13 protein-coding genes and 1 pseudogene are annotated in these 16,891 nt (G+C 70.1%); 4 read left to right on the top strand and 10 right to left on the bottom strand.

From position 1 onward, the window contains the following. Positions 1–150: 150 nt before the first annotated feature. The 3 genes from HY68_RS25480 to sucC form a co-directional block, all read right to left on the bottom strand. Positions 151–1,722, bottom strand: coding sequence for an aldehyde dehydrogenase family protein (locus HY68_RS25480; protein WP_198533341.1), 1,572 nt, complete (start codon positions 1,720–1,722; stop codon positions 151–153). Between the two features lie 145 nt (positions 1,723–1,867). Then, positions 1,868–2,755 (bottom strand): succinate--CoA ligase subunit alpha, encoded by an 888-nt coding sequence (sucD, locus tag HY68_RS25475; RefSeq protein WP_041992773.1) that lies wholly within the window; start codon positions 2,753–2,755, stop codon positions 1,868–1,870. 11 nt (positions 2,756–2,766) lie between these two features. After that, positions 2,767–3,900 (bottom strand): ADP-forming succinate--CoA ligase subunit beta, encoded by a 1,134-nt coding sequence (sucC, locus tag HY68_RS25470; RefSeq protein ID WP_041992771.1) that lies wholly within the window; start codon positions 3,898–3,900, stop codon positions 2,767–2,769. Between the two features lie 146 nt (positions 3,901–4,046). Between sucC and HY68_RS25465 the strand changes: the two genes are divergently transcribed. The 4 genes from HY68_RS25465 to HY68_RS25450 all read left to right on the top strand — a co-directional run bounded on the left by HY68_RS25465 (position 4,047) and on the right by HY68_RS25450 (position 10,615). Then, the gene (locus HY68_RS25465; RefSeq protein ID WP_041992768.1) at positions 4,047–5,729 is read left to right on the top strand and encodes a thiamine pyrophosphate-binding protein; all 1,683 of its coding nucleotides are present in this window, start codon (positions 4,047–4,049) and stop codon (positions 5,727–5,729) included. Between the two features lie 12 nt (positions 5,730–5,741). Next, positions 5,742–6,998 carry a formyl-CoA transferase gene (gene frc / locus HY68_RS25460; RefSeq protein WP_041992766.1) on the top strand — a complete coding sequence of 419 codons (1,257 nt, stop codon included), beginning with the start codon at positions 5,742–5,744 and terminating at the stop codon, positions 6,996–6,998. Further along, positions 6,998–9,142, top strand: coding sequence for an acetate--CoA ligase family protein (locus HY68_RS25455; protein WP_078863775.1), 2,145 nt, complete (start codon positions 6,998–7,000; stop codon positions 9,140–9,142). Before frc ends, HY68_RS25455 begins: the two co-directional genes overlap by 1 nt. Positions 9,143–9,211: 69 nt before the next feature. Beyond that, positions 9,212–10,615 (top strand): OFA family MFS transporter, encoded by a 1,404-nt coding sequence (locus tag HY68_RS25450; RefSeq protein ID WP_041992764.1) that lies wholly within the window; start codon positions 9,212–9,214, stop codon positions 10,613–10,615. Between the two features lie 91 nt (positions 10,616–10,706). Here HY68_RS25450 and HY68_RS25445 read toward each other — a convergent pair whose 3' ends face one another. The 7 genes and pseudogenes from HY68_RS25445 to HY68_RS25415 all read right to left on the bottom strand — a co-directional run. Continuing rightward, positions 10,707–11,753 (bottom strand): sugar phosphate isomerase/epimerase, encoded by a 1,047-nt coding sequence (locus HY68_RS25445; RefSeq protein WP_041992762.1) that lies wholly within the window; start codon positions 11,751–11,753, stop codon positions 10,707–10,709. Between the two features lie 19 nt (positions 11,754–11,772). Further along, positions 11,773–13,176 (bottom strand): nucleotide pyrophosphatase/phosphodiesterase family protein, encoded by a 1,404-nt coding sequence (locus HY68_RS25440; protein WP_041992761.1) that lies wholly within the window; start codon positions 13,174–13,176, stop codon positions 11,773–11,775. Next, positions 13,173–14,342 carry a metabolite traffic protein EboE gene (gene eboE / locus HY68_RS25435; protein WP_041992757.1) on the bottom strand — a complete coding sequence of 390 codons (1,170 nt, stop codon included), beginning with the start codon at positions 14,340–14,342 and terminating at the stop codon, positions 13,173–13,175. Before eboE ends, HY68_RS25440 begins: the two co-directional genes overlap by 4 nt. A 4-nt stretch (positions 14,343–14,346) precedes the next feature. Further along, positions 14,347–15,195, bottom strand: a complete 849-nt coding sequence (locus tag HY68_RS25430) for a TatD family hydrolase (protein WP_041992754.1) — start codon at positions 15,193–15,195, stop codon at positions 14,347–14,349. Beyond that, entirely contained in the window at positions 15,195–15,794 is a 600-nt protein-coding gene (locus HY68_RS25425) for an EboA domain-containing protein (protein WP_041992751.1), read from the bottom strand. The genes HY68_RS25430 and HY68_RS25425 overlap by 1 nt, the downstream gene beginning before the upstream one ends. Further along, on the bottom strand, positions 15,791–16,645 hold the full coding sequence (locus HY68_RS25420; RefSeq protein WP_041992748.1) for a sugar phosphate isomerase/epimerase family protein: 855 nt from the start codon (positions 16,643–16,645) through the stop codon (positions 15,791–15,793). The genes HY68_RS25425 and HY68_RS25420 overlap by 4 nt, the downstream gene beginning before the upstream one ends. Next, positions 16,642–16,891: pseudogene (locus tag HY68_RS25415) on the bottom strand (prenyltransferase); the annotation flags it as partial. The pseudogene HY68_RS25415 and the gene HY68_RS25420, both read right to left, overlap by 4 nt.

Genomic DNA, 16,891 nt, shown 5'->3' with positions numbered 1-16,891 from the left:
TGGTCGAACCGGAGCGTTTCCGCTGCGGCGACGTCATCAACGATACCAGGGGATCGTGGCCGCTCTCACCCGTATATCCGGTGGTCAGGAGTGGCACCGGGCGCTCCGCCGAGTGTGCCGGAGCGCCCGGTGCCCGATGTCCCGTGGCGGTCAGGGCATCTGGTGGTAGTCCGGGAAGTTGCCCGGCGGCCGGCCGTTGTCCGGGCCGTCGGTCACCGCCCGTACGAGCAGGTCGCCGCCGACGAAGGCGCCGCGCCAGGAGTGGCCGAAGCCGCCGAAGAGTTCTTCGCGGTCACCGCGTGAGCGGGGTTTGCCGTGGCCGACCTTGAACGCCCGGATCTGGGGTGCCAGCCGGGCGTAGACCGCCGGGTCGTCGGTGGACAGGGTGGCCACGAGCGCGCCGTTCGACGCGTTCATCGCGGCCAGCAGCTCCGCCTCCGTGTCGACCAGGACGATGGTGTCGACCGGGCCGAAGGGTTCCGCGTGGTGCAGCGGCGACGAAGGGGGCGGTGCGAGCAGGGTGACCGGTGCCAGATAGGCGCTGGTGTCCTGGCCCGGCAGGAAGCGGCCCGCCGACAGCGTCCCCCGGTGCAGGGGTACGGCGCCGCGGTCGACGGCGTCGGCGACCTGGTCGCCGAGTTCCCTGGCCTTGGCCGCGTTGATGAGCGGGCCGAAGTCCAGTTCCGGCAGGGGGTCGTCGGGGTGTTCGACGGCGAGCGGGTGGCCGAGGCGTACGTCGCGCACGGCCGGCAGGTAGGCGGCGAGGAAGTCGGGGAACAGCGAGCGCTGCACGACGAAGCGCGGGTACGCGGTGCAGCGCTGTTTGCCGTAGTCGAAGAGCTTGGGGACGACGGCGGTCAGCGCCGGCCAGTCGGTGAAGTCCCAGACTCCCCAGGTGTTGAGTCCTTCCTGTTCGAGGACATGGCGCTTGCCGAGGTCGGCGACGGCGGTGGCGATGCCGGCGCCGGTGTCCCGGCCGCCGACGAAGGAGACACAGCCGATCTCCGGTGCGGCCACGAGCGGTTCGGACAGTTCCCTGCCGCTGCCGCTGACCAGGGTGACCGGCAGCCCTTCGCGGACGGCGAGCGCACAGGCCAGGGTCAGACAGGCCACTCCGCCGTCGGTCGGGGCTTTGGCGATGACCGCGTTGCCGGCCAGCGCCTGGACGAGCATGGCGTGGACGAGCACGGACATCGGGTAGTTCCAGCTGGCGATGTTGGAGACAGGCCCGGCGAGTGGAACGCGGCCCGCCAGCATCGGGTCGATCCCCTCGACGTACCAGCGGACGCCGTCGATCGCACGGTCGACGTCGGCCTGGGCGAGCCGCCACGGCTTGCCGATCTCCCAGACGAGGAGCAGGGCGAGCAGTTCGCGGTGTTCGGTGAGCGCGTCGAGGGTGGCGGCGACGCGCGCCGTGCGCTCTGGCAGCGGGACATGCCGCCAGGCGCGGTGCTGGTCGAGGCCGGCGCGCACCGCCTGCTGGGCGGTGGGCGCGTCGATCCGGGGCGGTCCCGCGATGGGACTGCCGTCGACGGGGCTGGTCGCGGGCAGGGCGCGGCCTTCGCGCTGCCAGGTCGCCGCCCACAGGTTGCGTACGCGGTCGTCGTCGAACGCTTCGGGGGCGACGGCGAGGCAGCGCTGCCACGCGTCGGACCAGGACGTGCCTGGTTTGACCGCGAGGGCCGGGGTGGAGGTCGGGGTCGACAGGAGGGTGGGTGCCATTGAGGGTCTCCGCTCGGACTGGGCGGGAGGTGCGTGGCCCGGCAGGTGTCGGCCGGTGTGACGTGTGCGGTGCGGGCCTGTCGTTCGGATCAGGCCGGATGAGGCACCAGACCTCGCGAGCCCGGCAAGATCCGAACGACAACGCCTAGGTGCGCGCCGCCAGTTGGTCCAGGACCAGTCGGGCGGTCTCCGACGGTGTGGAGCCGACCCGTACGCCGACGGCTTCCAGCGCCCGCTTCTTGGCGTCGGCCGTGCCTGAGGATCCGGAGACGATGGCGCCCGCATGCCCCATCGTCCGGCCCTCGGGCGCGGTGAATCCGGCGATGTACCCGACGACCGGTTTGCTGACGCACTCGGCGATGTAGGCGGCGGCGCGCTCTTCGGCGTCCCCGCCTATCTCGCCTATCAGCACGATGAGTTCGGTGTCGGGGTCGTTCTCGAAGGCCGCGAGGCAGTCGATGTGGGTGGTGCCCACGACGGGGTCACCACCGATGCCGACCGCCGAGGAGAATCCGATCTCCCGCAGCTCGTACATGAGTTGGTAGGTGAGGGTGCCGGACTTGGAAACGAGGCCGATCCTACCGGGCTTGGCCGCGATGTCCGCCGGAATGATCCCGGCGTTGGACTGGCCCGGGCTGATGAGTCCCGGGCAGTTGGGGCCGATGACGCGGGTGTGGTGGTTCCTGGCGTAGGCGTGGAAGGCGACCGCGTCGTGGACGGGGATGCCTTCGGTGATGACGACGGCGAGCGCGATGCCCGCGTCGACCGCCTCGACGACGGCGGCCTTGGCGAAGGGCGGCGGTACGAACAGGACGGTGACGTCGGCGTCCGTCGCCTCGATGCCCTCGGCGACCGAGCCGAAGACGGGCACGGCCCTGCCGTCGAAGTCGACGCTGCGGCCCGCCTTGCGCGGGTTGACGCCGCCGACCACGTCGGTGCCGGCCGCGAGCATGCGGCGGGTGTGCTTCATGCCCTCGGCGCCCGTCATGCCCTGGACGAGGACCTTGCTCTCCTTGGTCAGGAAGATGGCCATGGTGTCTCTCCTTATCGGGCGTTCGCCAGGTCGGCGGCCTGTCGGGCGGCGCCGTCCATCGTGGTGGCCTGCTGGACGAGGGGGTGCGCGCGCTCCTGGAGGATCGCGCGGCCACGGGCGGCGTTGTTGCCGTCGAGCCGTACGACGAGGGGTTTGGTCAGCCGGACCGACTCCAGGGCCTGGACGATGCCGCTCGCGACGGCGTCGCAGGCGGTGATCCCGCCGAAGACGTTGACGAAGACGGATCTGACGGCCGGGTCGGAGAGGATGACGGAGAGCCCGTCGGCCATCACCTGCGCCGACGCGCCGCCGCCGATGTCGAGGAAGTTGGCGGGCCGCGCGCCGCATCCGGCGACCACGTCGAGGGTGGACATGACCAGTCCGGCGCCGTTGCCGATGATGCCGACCTCGCCGTCGAGCTTGACGTAGTTGAGGCCCTTCGCCGCCGCCTCCGCCTCCAGCGGATCGGCGCCGGGGTCGGGTTCGGCCTCGCCCCAACGCGCCTGCCGGAAGCGGGCGTTGTCGTCGAGGGTGACCTTGCCGTCGATGGCGAGGATCCGTCCTTCGGTGGTGCGCACCAGCGGGTTGACCTCGACCAGCAGGGCGTCCTCGCGGATCAGCACCTGCCAGAGCGCCTGGAGGACGGGCGCGGTGTTGGCCGGCAGTCCGGCGGCCGAGGCGATCTCGGCGGCCTTGGTGGCGGTGACGCCGACGGCCGGGTCGACAGGGATCCGGGCCACCGCCTCGGGCCGGCCGGCAGCGACCTCCTCGATCTCCATGCCGCCCTCGGCCGACGCGATGGCGAGGAAGGTCCCCGCCGCCCGGTCGAGGACGTAGCTGACGTAGAACTCGGCCTCGATGTCCACGGGTTGCGCGAGCATCACCGTGCGGACCGTGTGGCCCTTGATGTCCATCCCGAGGATCTGACGTGCGGTGAGTTCGGCCGCCGCCGGGTCGGCGGCGAGCTTCACCCCGCCCGCCTTGCCCCGGCCGCCGGTCTTCACCTGCGCCTTGACGACGACCCGGCCGCCGAGCCGTTCCGCGGCGTCACGGGCGTCCCTGGCGGCCGTCACCACCTCGGCTCCCGGTACCGGGATGCCGTGGTCCGCGAAGAGTTCCCTTGCTTCGTGTTCGTACAGATCCATGCCGCTCCCTTTTGAGATAAGTGCCGCACGCCCCCTGGACACCGTCCGCCAGATGCGGGATAACAAGCTTCATACAGTATTCGTAGACTGTAGACAATATACCGGGAGCGCATTGGCGCTCACCTACGAAGGGACAGGTCTCGCTCATGCCCGACGACAGCCAGGAACTCATCTCCGGTGGTCATCTGGTCGCCAAGGCGCTGAAGGCGGAGGGTGTCGAGGTCATCTACACCCTCTGCGGCGGACACATCATCGACATCTACGACGGCTGCGTCGACGAGGGCATCGAAGTCGTCGACGTACGGCACGAACAGGTGGCCGCCCACGCGGCCGACGGCTACGCGCGGATCACCGGCAAGCCCGGCTGCGCCGTCGTCACGGCGGGTCCGGGGACGACGGACGCCGTCACCGGCGTCGCCAACGCGTTCCGCGCCGAGTCACCGATGCTGCTCATCGGCGGCCAAGGGGCCCTGAGCCAGCACAAGATGGGCTCGCTCCAGGACCTGCCGCACGTCGACATGATGACCCCGATCACCAAGTTCGCCGCGACCGTGCCCGGCACGGCGCGGGCGGCCGACATGGTCTCGATGGCCTTCCGCGAGTGCTACAACGGCGCGCCCGGGCCGTCGTTCCTGGAGATACCGCGCGACGTGCTGGACGCCAAGGTGCCGCTGTCCAGCGCCCGGATCCCGCAGGCCGGCGGCTACCGCGCGTCGACCCGCTCCCCCGGCGACCCGGCGGCGATCGAGAAGCTGGCCGATCTGCTCGTGCACGCCGAGAAGCCGGCGATCCTGCTCGGCAGCCAGGTCTGGACGACCCGGGCCACGGACTCCGCGATCGACCTGGTGCGGACGCTCAACGTGCCCGCGTACATGAACGGCGCCGGGCGCGGCACTCTGCCCCCCGGCGACCCGCACCACTTCCAGCTCTCGCGCCGCTACGCCTTCTCCAACGCCGACCTCATCATCATCGTCGGCACGCCCTTCGACTTCCGGATGGGCTACGGCAAGCGGCTCTCGCCGGACGCGACCGTCGTCCAGATCGACCTCGACTACCGCACGGTCGGCAAGAACCGCGACGTCGACCTCGGCATCGTCGGCGACGCCGGGCTCGTCCTCGCCGCGGCGACCCAGGCGGCGAGTGGGCGTGTCAACGGCGGTTCCGCCAAGCGCAAGGCCTGGCTGGACGAGCTGCGCGCCGCCGAACAGAGCGCGATCGAGAAGCGGTTGCCCTCGCTGAAGTCGGACGCCTCCCCCATCCACCCGTACCGGCTGGTCAGTGAGATCAACGACTTCCTGACCGAGGACTCGATCTACATCGGCGACGGCGGCGACATCGTCACCTTCTCCGGGCAGGTCGTGCAGCCCAAGTCGCCGGGCCACTGGATGGACCCGGGCCCGCTCGGCACGCTGGGCGTCGGCGTCCCGTTCGTCCTCGCGGCGAAGAAGGCACGCCCCGACAAGGAGGTCGTCGCGCTGTTCGGCGACGGCGCGTTCTCGCTGACCGGCTGGGACTTCGAGACGCTGGTCCGCTACAACCTGCCGTTCGTCGGCATCGTCGGCAACAACTCGTCGATGAACCAGATCCGTTACGGCCAGAAGGCCAAGTACGGCGACGAACGCGAGCGGGTCGGCAACACCCTCGGCGACGTCCACTACGACAAGTTCGCCCAGATGCTGGGAGGTTACGGCGAGGAGGTACGCGACCCCGCCGACATCGCCCCCGCACTGCGGCGCGCCCGCGAGTCCGGGCTGCCGTCGCTGATCAACGTCTGGGTCGACCCCGACGCGTACGCCCCCGGAACGATGAACCAGACCATGTACAAGTAGAGGAGCCCTCACATGACCCAGGCTCTAGAGGCCACGGAAACGACCAAGGCGCTGGCAGGCGTCCGCGTTCTCGACATGACCCATGTGCAGTCAGGTCCCTCCGCCACCCAGCTGCTCGCCTGGCTCGGTGCGGACGTGGTGAAGCTGGAGGCGCCGACCGGCGACATCACCCGCAAGCAGCTCCGCGACATCCCCGACGTCGACTCGCTCTACTTCACCATGCTCAACTGCAACAAGCGCTCGATCACACTCAACACCAAGACACCGCGCGGCAAGGAGATCCTGACCGAGCTGATCCGCCGCTCCGACGTACTGGTGGAGAACTTCGGCCCCGGCGCCGTCGACCGGATGGGCTTCACCTGGGAGCGGATCCAGGAGATCAACCCGCGCATCGTCTACGCCTCCATCAAGGGCTTCGGCGAGGGCCCGTACACCAACTTCAAGGCGTACGAGGTCGTCGCGCAGGCGATGGGCGGTTCGATGACGTCGACCGGCTTCGAGGACGGTCCGCCGCTCGCGACCGGCGCGCAGATCGGCGACTCGGGCACCGGGGTGCACGCCGTCGCCGGCATCCTCGCCGCGCTCTTCCAGCGCGAGAGCACCGGGCGCGGCCAGCGGGTCAATGTCGCGATGCAGCACGCGGTGCTCAATCTGTGCCGGGTCAAACTGCGGGACCAGCAGCGGCTCGCGCACGGTCCGCTCGCCGAGTACCCCAACGAGGACTTCGGCGACGAGGTGCCCCGCAGCGGCAACGCCAGCGGCGGCGGGCAGCCGGGCTGGGCCGTCAAGTGCGCGCCCGGCGGACCCAACGACTACGTGTACGTCATCGTGCAGCCCGTCGGCTGGAAGCCCCTCACCGAGCTGATCGGCCGGCCCGAGCTGACCGAGGACGCCGACTGGGCGACCCCGGAGGCCCGGCTGCCGAAGCTCGGCAAGATGTTCCAGCTCATCGAGGAGTGGACGACCACCCTGCCCAAGTGGGCGGTGCTGGAGAAGCTCAACGCGCACAACATCCCGTGCGGGCCGATCCTCTCCACCAAGGAGATCATCGAGGACCCCTCGCTCGCGGCGAACGAGATGGTCGTCGAGGTCGCACACCCCCAGCGGGGCTCGTTCACCACGGTCGGCAGCCCGCTGAAGCTCTCCGACTCGCCGGTGGACGTGGTGAGTTCACCGCTGCTCGGCGAACACAACGAAGAGGTGTACGTCGGCGAGCTGGGTCTCGACGACGCGGAACTGCGCCTGCTCAAGACGAACGGAGTCATCTAGTGGCGGACCGTACGAAGACCGATCAGCAGGCGGTGCGCGAGGTGCTGCGGGCGGCGCTCGCGGACGGACGTACCGCACTGACCGCGCCCGAGGGCAAGGCGGTCACCGACGCCTACGGCATCCCGACCCCGGCCGAGGCGCTGGCCGAGAGCGCGGACGAGGCCGTCGCGCTCGCCGACCGGATGGGATTCCCGGTCGCGATGAAGATCGTCTCACCGCAGATCCTGCACAAGACCGACGCGGGCGGGGTGCGGATCGGGGTGAAGTCGGCCGCCGAGGTGCGGACCGCCTTCACCGAGATCGTCACCAACGCCAAGGCGTACGACGCGGACGCCCGCATCCTGGGCGTACAGGTCCAGCAGATGGTGCCGGCCGGCACCGAGGTGCTGATCGGCACGGTCACCGACCCGACGTTCGGCAAGATCGTGGCCTTCGGGCTCGGCGGTGTGCTGGTCGAGGTGCTGAAGGACGTCACGTTCCGGCTCGCGCCCGCGTCCAGGGACGACGCGCTGTCGATGCTCGACGGGATACGCGCCGCCGAGATCCTGCGCGGTGTGCGCGGCGCGCCGCCCGTCGACCGGGAGGCGCTCGCCGGCCTCGTCGTCAAGGTGTCCCAACTGGCTTCGGACTTTCCCGAGATCGCCGAGGTCGACCTCAACCCGGTGTTCGCGTCGCAGGACGGGGTGATGGCGGCGGACGTACGGATCCTGCTGGCCACCGAAGCCCCGTTGGAGCGGCGGAAGTTCGGCCGCGAGGAGATCCTCGTGTCGATGCGCAGGCTGATGAAGCCCGCCTCCGTCACGGTGATCGGCGCCTCCAACGAGCAGGGCAAGATCGGCAATTCGGTGATGCGCAATCTCATCGACGGAGGTTTTCCGGGCGAGATCCACCCGGTGAATCCCAGAGCCGATGACATTCTCGGCCGCAAGGCGTACAAGAGCGTGATGGACGTGCCAGGGGAGCCCGATGTGGCGGTCTTCGCGATCCCCGCGAAGTTCGTCCCCGCTGCGCTGGAAGAGGTCGGCCGCAAGGGCATTCCCAACGCCGTGCTGATCCCGTCCGGTTTCGCCGAGACCGGCGAGCACGAACTCCAGGCGAAGATCGTGGCGATAGCCGAGGAGTACGGCGTACGGATGCTCGGGCCGAACATCTACGGCTACTACTCCACCTGGCAGGATCTCTGCGCGACCTTCTGCACCCCGTACGACGTCAAGGGCGGCGTCGCGCTGACCTCCCAGTCGGGCGGCATCGGGATGGCGATCCTCGGGTTCGCCAGGACCACCAGGACGGGTGTGTCGGCGATCGTCGGGCTCGGCAACAAGTCGGACCTGGACGAGGACGATCTGCTGACCTGGTTCGGTGAGGACCCCAACACCAAGTGCATCGCGATGCACCTGGAGGACCTGAAGGACGGCAGGGCGTTCGTCGATGCGGCGCGGGCGACCGTGCCGAAGAAGCCGGTCGTGGTCCTCAAGGCGGGCCGCACGGCGGCCGGCGCCAGGGCGGCGGGCTCGCACACCGGCGCGCTGGCGGGTGACGACGCGGTGTACGACGACATCCTGCGCCAGGCGGGTGTGATCAGGGCGCCGGGGCTGAACGAGATGCTGGAGTACGCCAGGTCGCTGCCGGTGCTCCCCACGCCGAAGGGCGACAACGTCGTCATCATCACCGGGGCGGGCGGTTCGGGGGTGCTGCTGTCCGACGCCATCGTCGACAACGGCCTGTCCCTGATGGAGATCCCGCCGGACCTGGACGCGGCGTTCCGTGAGTTCATCCCGCCGTTCGGCGCGGCGGGCAACCCCGTGGACATCACCGGCGGCGAGCCGCCGTCCACGTACGAGAAGACCATCCGGCTGGGTCTTGAGGACCCCCGGATCCACGCGCTCGTGCTGGGCTACTGGCACACCATCGTCACTCCCCCCATGGTCTTCGCCGAACTGACGGCGCGGGTCGTGGCGGAGTTCCGGGAGCGCGGCATCGAAAAGCCCGTGGTGGCTTCCCTTGCGGGCGACACCGAGGTCGAAGAGGCGTGCGCGTACCTCTTCGAGCGCGGCGTTGTCGCCTATCCGTACACCACCGAGCGGCCCGTCGAGGCGCTGGGTGCGAAATATCGCTGGGCTCGGGCGGCGGGGCTGCTCACCTGACCCGCCTCCTCAGGAACGAAAGGTTTGGACAGGGGGCGCTGGCCAGTTCTTTCGAGACCAAGGGGAGACATGAGTACAGAGAACGAAGGGTCAGCGACCGCCGAGGCGGTCGCCTACCGGGAAGTGACGGACAGCAAGGGCCGGGTGTACCGGGTCGGTGAGAGCGACCGGCAGATCCTCGGCCACTCGCGCAAGCTGATGGTGTACCTGCCGTGGCTCGCGATGATGGGCATCAGTGTTTTCGAGTACGCGTACGGTTCGGCGGAGGACGTCCTGTCGGACGCCCACGGCTGGACGCAGAGCAACACGTTCTGGATCCTCTCGGTGTGGACCTTCTTCCAGGCCGGGGTCTCGTTCCCGACCGGCTGGATGCGGGAGAAGGGGATCCTGTCGGCCCGCGCGGCGATGATGATCGGCTCGGTGCTGGCGCTGCTGGGCTTTCTGTCGATCTCCCACTTCGACAGTGTGTGGCTGGCCATCATCGGCTTCGGTGTGCTGGGCGGGGTGGGGTCGGGCTTCGTCTACTCCACCTGTATCAACATGGTGGGCAAGTGGTTCCCCGAGAAGCGCGGCGGCAAGACGGGGTTCGTCAACGGCGGCTTCGCCTACGGCGCCGTTCCGTTCATCTTCATCTTCAACTTCGCCTTCGACACCAGCAACTTCCACACGGTGCTCGACCTGATCGGGGTGTGGGTGCTGGTCGCGGTGGCGATCAGCGGCTGGTTCTTCAAGGACCCGCCGAAGAACTGGTGGCCGGACACCGTCGACCCGCTGAAGGCACGGGTCGGCAAGTCGGCGCGCAGCCTGATCAAGAACCCGCCGGCCATCAAGCAGTACCGGCCGATGGAGGCCATCAGGACCGGTCAACTGCCCCTGATTTGGCTGCTGTTGGTGATCACGGCCGGTGTCTCCATCTTCGGTATCTCCTTCCAGGTGCCGTTCGCCAAGGAGGTCGGCTTCGGTCCGCTGGTGGCCGCCAACTCGGCCGGCATCCTGTCGGTGGTCAACGGGGTGGGACGCGGCGTCGTCGGCTGGCTCTCCGACCTGTGGGGCCGTAAGAACGCGCTGATCTTCGTCATCCTGGTGCTGGGGTTCTCCCAGTTCGGTGTGTTGTGGGCGGGCAACGCCAACAACGAGGTGATGTTCCTGGTGTTCGCGTTCTTCTCCGGATTCGGCGGTGGCGCGTTCTATCCGATGTTCGCGTCCATCACACCGGACTACTTCGGGGAGAACTACAACGCCACCAACTACGGCATCGCCTACAGCGGCAAGGTGATCAGCGGGCTGTTCGGCGGCGGGCTCGGCTCCGAGGCGGTGGACGCCTGGGGCTACGACGGCGCCTATGTGATCGCCGGTGTGCTCTCGCTGGTCGCTGCCGGGCTGGCGCTGTTCCTGCGACATCCGGGGCTGCCGCGCGGCCGCAAGGGCGGGATCGAACCCAATCCCCAGCCGGTCAGCAGGGAGGCCGTCTGACCGGCGGCATCCTGCCCCACGGCGCGGGAAGGCGGCCCCCGGTACGGCTCATGAGGAGCCGTACCGGGGGCCGCCCGGTGTGCGGGGTGGGTCAGCCCTTCTTCTTCTCGGTCAGCGCGTGCAGGTGGTCGGCCGACTTGCGGGCGAACGCGATGGAGTCGACCGGCTGGTCGTGCTCCACCTGCCAGTGGTGGTACGTGCGGCCCTTGTTGGTCTTGTTGACCTTCTGGATGAAGGTCTTGTAGTCGATGTCGCCGTCCCCGACGTCCGTCATGTCGTACCCGTCACGGGAGTCCGGGTCGTGCACGCCGTCCTTGACGTGGAACAGCGGGTAGCGGTGCGGCTGCTGCACCACGTAGTCGATCGGCTCGAACGGCCGGGGCTTGCCCTCCGGGGTGACACTGAAGCGGAACTGCCCGGTGTAGGCCCAGTAGATGTCCATCTCCAGGAAGACGAACTTCGGGTCGGTCTCCTCCAGCAGCACGTCGTAGAGGCGCACGTTCGGGTTGTCGGTCGCGAAGCCGAACTCGTCCCCGTGGTTGTGCTGGTAGAACTTCATCCCGCGGGCCCTGGCCGCTTCGCCGTAGGTGTTGAACTCCTCGGCCGCGCGCTTGTACGCGTCGACGGTGTTGCCGTAGCGCGCGGGGCTCGAAGCGGTGCCGATGTGTTCGAGACCCAGGGCCTCGGCGTCGTCGAGCACCTGCTCCAGCTTGGTCGCGAAGCTGTACCCGTCCGGGTTGCTGTCGGCGTAGTTGACATGGCTGCCGATGCCGTTGAGCCCGTAGCTCTTGGCGAGCCTGGCGAGCTGCTTCACGCTGATGTTGCCGATGCCCTGGGTGTAGCCCGCGTACTCGATCTCGTCGTACCCGAAGCTCTCCAGCTCCTTGAAGACGGCGGCGAAACCGATTTCGGCGATCTTGTCGCGCAGCGAGTAGAGCTGGATGCCGAGGCGGTTCGGGGGCAGGACCGGCTGGGTCGCGCCGGCGCCCTTCCCCTGGGCCGCGCTCCCGACCGCTCCCGCGGTACCGGCCGAGAGGCCGAGCAGGGCCGCGGCGCCGGCTCCCGCCGTGACGCCGAGCATGTTGCGTCTGCTGAGGCGGTGGGAGAGCTCGGGGTCGACGGACTTCTTGCGGCTCATATGCGGAACTCCTTCGGTGTCAGTGCAGTCCTGCGAGGGTCAGCAGCAGGGACTTCACATCGGTGGCCGCGACACGGTCACCGACGGCGTGGGGGGCCGAGCACAGGATGAGCGGACCTTCTTCGTCGCTCGCCGGAAGGCGGCCGTGGCTGCCCCGGATGGGGGCGGGGTCGAGCGGTACGACGGCGAGGCGGTAGCGCATGCCCAGCTTCTTGCGGGCGATGGCCGTGGCCGCCTTGACCTTGACGTACGGGTCGAGGGGGTCCATGAACAGTTCGACGGGGTCGTAGCCCGGCTTGCGGTGGATCTCGACGAGCTGGGCGAAGTCGGGGGCCCGGTCGTCGTCGAGCCAGTAGTAGTACGTGAACCAGGCGTCCGGTTCGGCGACGGCCACCAGCTCGCCCGAGCGCGGGTGATCGAGGCCGTAGCGCTTCTTGCCCTCGTCGTCGAGCAGTTCCTCGATCCCCGCGAGGTCCTTCAGGGCCTCGCGCGTGGCGTCCATGTCCTCCGGGCGCCGTACGTAGACGTGCGAGATCTGGTGGTCGGAGACGGCGAAGGCGCGGGAGGCCATCGGGTCGAGGTACTCCATACCGTCCTGGGTGTGCACCTCCAGCAGACCGGCCCTGCGCAGCGCCCGGTTGATGTCGACCGGGCGGGAGACCCGGGTGATGCCGTACTCGGACAGTGCGACGACGACCCGGCCCTCGGCCTTCGCGTCGTCCAGCAACGGCGCGAGCGCGGCGTCGAGTTCGGCGGCGGCCCGCAGCGAGCGCGGGGCGTCGGGCCCGAAGCGCTGGAGGTCGTAGTCGAGGTGCGGTACGTAGCACAGCGCCAGGTCGGGGGTGCGGGTGCGGATGATGTGCCGGGTCGCGTCGATGATCCACTGCGACGAGACGAGGTCGGCGCCGGGGCCCCAGAAGTGGAACAGCGGGAACGTGCCCAGTTCGGCTTCGAGTTCGTCGTGCAGCTCCGGCGGCCGGGTGTAGCAGTCGGGCTCCTTGCGGCCGTCGGCGTAGTACACGGGACGGGGCGTGACGGTGTAGTCGGTGTCGGCGCCCATCGCGTACCACCAGCACACGTTGGCGACGGTGTAGCCGGGGTGGGCGCGGCGGGCCGCGTCCCACAGCTTGTCGCCGGAGACCAGACCGTTGTGCTGGCGCCAGAGCAGCACGTCGCCGAGTTCGCGGAAGTACCAGCCGTTGCCGACGATGCCGTGCTCGGCGGGGAGGGTGCCGGTGAGGAAGGTCGACTGGGCGCTGCAGGTGACGGCGGGCAGCACCGTGGTCAGCGGGGCCTGTGAGCCGGCTCCGGCGAGCTTCTTCAAATGCGGCATGTGGTCGAGCAGTTGGGGGGTGAGTCCGACGACGTCCAGCACCAGCAGCGGGGTGGGCGAGGCCGGTGCGGTGGGCCCGGTGTCGGTCATGGCAGCTCCTTCAGGCCGAGGTCGACCAGCAGGTCGCGGGCCAGGGTGAGTTCGGCGGCGATGCCGTCGGCGAGCTGCCCGCGGCTGCGGGGGCGCAGTTCGGCCGGCAGCGCCTGCCAGGTGTAGGTCTCGACCTCAAGGTGGCGGGTGCGCGGTTCGGCGACGCCGACGAGGCGGGCGAGGGTGTCCTGGAGCACCGGCAGGGTCGAGGTGAGCGGTGGCGCGGGCGGTGCGTGCAGCGGGACGTGGAAGTGCGAGCGCCAGGGCGCGCCGTCCGGGAGTGTGCCGCCGCCCAGCGCCTCGTCCAGGTCGTCGGTGCCGCGCAGTCCCGCCGCCGTGCGGGTGCGGGTCTGGTGCAGGAAGCGGGGTTCGGCGAAGGCGCCGAGGGCTTCGCGCACCTCGGGCAGATGCGGGTCTTCGGCGTGCAGGGCGGCGGAGAGCTGCGCCTTGGGGATGACGATGTGCGCGGCTTCCAGTGCGGCGAGCGCGGTCGCCGGGTCCTCGAAGGAGGTGGCGAGGTGGCAGGTGTCGACGCAGATGCCGATCCGGTCGCTCGCGATGTCGGTGAGCGGGCCGATCGCGTCGCCCGTGGTCTCGACGGTGCAGCCGGGTTCGGGCTCCAGCGCGATCCTGATGGATTTGCCGGTCAGTTCCTCCAGCGCGTCGAGCCGTGCGGACAGGGTGCGCAGCGCGGTCCGCGCGGTGTCGGCGGCTGCCTCGTCGAAGGTGGTGCGCCAGGCGAGCGGCAGGGTGGAGACGGAGCCCTCGGTGACGTCGTCGGGCAGCAGGGCCGCCAGCAGCCGGGCCAGGTCGCTGGTGTGCGAGAGCCGTTCGGGATCGGCCCAGTCGGGCTTGTAGACCCGGTACTTGACCTCCTCGGCGCCGAATCCCTCGTAGGGGAATCCGTTGAGGGTGACGACTTCGAGACCGCGCCGGTCCAGTTCGGCCCGCAGGCCGCGCAGTTGGGCCGGGTCGTTGATCAGGGCCTGGGCCGCGCCCTTGGCGAGCCACAGTCCGATGCCGAGCCGGTCGCGGCCGAGCCGCTTGCGTACCGGCTCGCAGTGGTCGCGCAGTTGGCCGAGCACGCCTTCCAGGTTCTCGGCGGGGTGCACGTTGGTGCAGTAGGAGAGATGGACGGTGGAGCCGTCGGGGTGGCGGAAGCGCATGGGCTCACTCCCCGCCGCGGAGAATGGAGTTGCCCTCGTGCAGGGCCTCCGGGGCGGGCACGTCCAGCTGGAGTCTGCCGCTGAGTCCGTAGAACGCGACGGGGTTGCGCCAGAGCACCTGGTCGACGTCGTCCTCGGTGAAGCCGGCGGCGAGCATCGCGTCGGCGACCTTGCGGGTCTTGAGCGGGTCGCTCTTGCCCCAGTCGGCAGCGGAGTTGACCAGGACCTTCTCCGTGCCGTGCGCCTTGAGCACGGCGACCATCCGGTCCTCGTCCATCTTGGTGTCGGGATAGATGGAGAAGCCGAGCCAGCTGCCGCTCTCGGCGGCGTCCTTGACGGTCGTCTCGTTGAGGTGGTCGAGCAGCACCCGGTCGGGGGCGAGGACGGACTCCCGGATCACGTCGACGGTGCGGCGCAGACCGGCGAGCTTGTCCCGGTGCGGGGTGTGCACGAGCGCGGGCAGCCCGTGGTCGGCCGCGAGCTGCAACTGCGCGGCGAGCGCCAGGTCTTCGGCCGGGGTCATCGAGTCGTAGCCCAGCTCGCCGACGGCGACGACGCCGTCCTTGACGAGATAGCGGGGCAGCTCCTCCAGGACGGGCAGACAGCGCGGGTCGTTGGCCTCTTTGGGGTTGAGACCGAGGGTGCAGTGGTGGGCGATGCCGTACTGCGCGGCGCGGAACGGCTCCCAGCCGAGCAGCGCGTCGAAGTAGTCGTAGAAGCTGGCGGGTGAGGTACGGGGCTGGCCGAGCCAGAAGGACGGCTCGACCAGGGCGCGGACACCGGAGGCGTACATCGCCTGGTAGTCGTCCGTGGTGCGGGAGGTCATGTGGATGTGGGGGTCGAAGATGCGCATCAGGACTCCAGTCCCGTCAGGGTCAGTACGCGGTGCAGGTCTGCCGGTACCTCCCGGCCGGCCGCTGTGCGCTCGGCGGCGAAGTCGCCCAGCATCCTGGCCAGTTCGGCGTCCCCTGCGGCCCGTTCGGCGAGTCGGTCGACGGCGTCGACGGGGACTCCGGTGAACAGGCACTTGAGGATGGCGTGCCGCCAGCCGTGGGCGTCGAGGTGCGCCGCCGCGTACGGTCCGACGGCCGCTGCGACGAGCCGGGTGTCGTTGGTGCGCAGGGCGTCCTCGGTGAGCGGCAGCGCGTCGGGTCCTGGCACGCGGTAGGGCAGGGAGAGCAGGACGGCGCGCCGCTCGGCCGCGTTGCCCTGGTGGTAGAGCCTGTTCAGGGTGTCGACTCCCGCGCCGGCCCGCTGGAGCAGCAGGGTACGTACGTCGTCGGCGTTGTCCTGGCCGCAGTGCCGGCCGGCGGCGGCGAAGCGCAGCTCCCAGGGGGCGAAGGCAACGTTGTCGGGGGCGGCCTCCGCTTCGGTGAGCGCGCCGTCGAGCCAGGCGCGCGCGTCCGGGCCGAGCCGGGCGGCCAGCGTGTCGCGGGTGAGGGGCGGGGTCATGCCGGTACTCCCTTCGTGACGATGCCGCGCAGGAACTCCAGGGAGGTGCGGGCCATTTCGGGTCCCGCGTGGGAGTGCCGCGGCAGCTCCACGACGGTCAGCCCCTGGTAGTCGGCCTCCGCGAGCGCTTCGAGCAGCGGCGGGAAGTCCATCTCGCCGTCGCCGAACGGCAGATGCTCGTGCACACCGCGCCGCATGTCCTCGATCTGCACATGCCGCAGCCAGGGCGCGGCGGCGCGCACGCAGTCGGCGGGCGGCAGCGGCTCCAGGCACTGGCAGTGGCCCAGGTCCAGGGTGAGGCCGAGCAGTCCGGGGTCGCCGAGCCTGCGCCGGAGTTCGTGGAACCCCGCGAGGTCGCCGACGAGATGCCCCGGCTCCGGCTCGACGGCGAGCGGGACCCCCGCCGCCTCGGCGGCAGCCAGCACGGGCGCCATGGTCTCTTCGAGACGTTCGAAGGCGGTGTCCGTGCCGGTGCCCGGCGGGGTGATCCCGCTGAAGCAGTGCACGGCGTGCGCGCCGAGGTCGGCCGCCACCCGCACGGCCGTGACCAGCAGCCCGACCCGGGCGGCGCGTCCCTCGGGGTCCGGGTCCAGCAGGGAGGGGCCGTGTTTGCGGCGCGGGTCGAGCACGTAGCGGGCGCCGGTCTCGACGGTGACGCCGAGCCCCAGTTCGCCGAGTCTGCGCCCGACCTGCCGGGTGCGGGCCGCGAGGTCGTCGGCGAGCGGGTCGAGGTGCATGTGGTCGAGGGTCAGCCCGACCCCTTCGTACCCGAGGTCGGCGAGCAGCCCGAGGGCGTCGTCGAGCCGCAGGTCGGTGAGTCCGTTGGTGCCGTATCCGAGGCGCAGGCTCATGTGACGCTCACCTTCCGGCCGAAGACGCGGGCGAGCGGTACGAGCCCCATGACGGCGAGGGCGCTGCCGAGGGCGCCGCCGCGCGCTGCGAGGGCGGCCTGGAGCGGGATCATGGCCCGGATGCCGCCGCCGACCGCGCGCTGGGTGAGCGGCGGTGACGGGTTGAGGACAGCGTGCGCGAGGGGCCTGGCCGCGGTCGCGACATAGGCGGCGCCCAGCGCGGGCGTCGTCCTGCCCGCCGGGGTC

It is taken from the genome of Streptomyces sp. AcH 505 (assembly GCF_000818175.1).
GTDB lineage: Bacteria > Actinomycetota > Actinomycetes > Streptomycetales > Streptomycetaceae > Streptomyces.
Note: the sequence above shows the minus strand (reverse complement) of the source record. Positions and strands in the feature narration are given on the sequence as shown.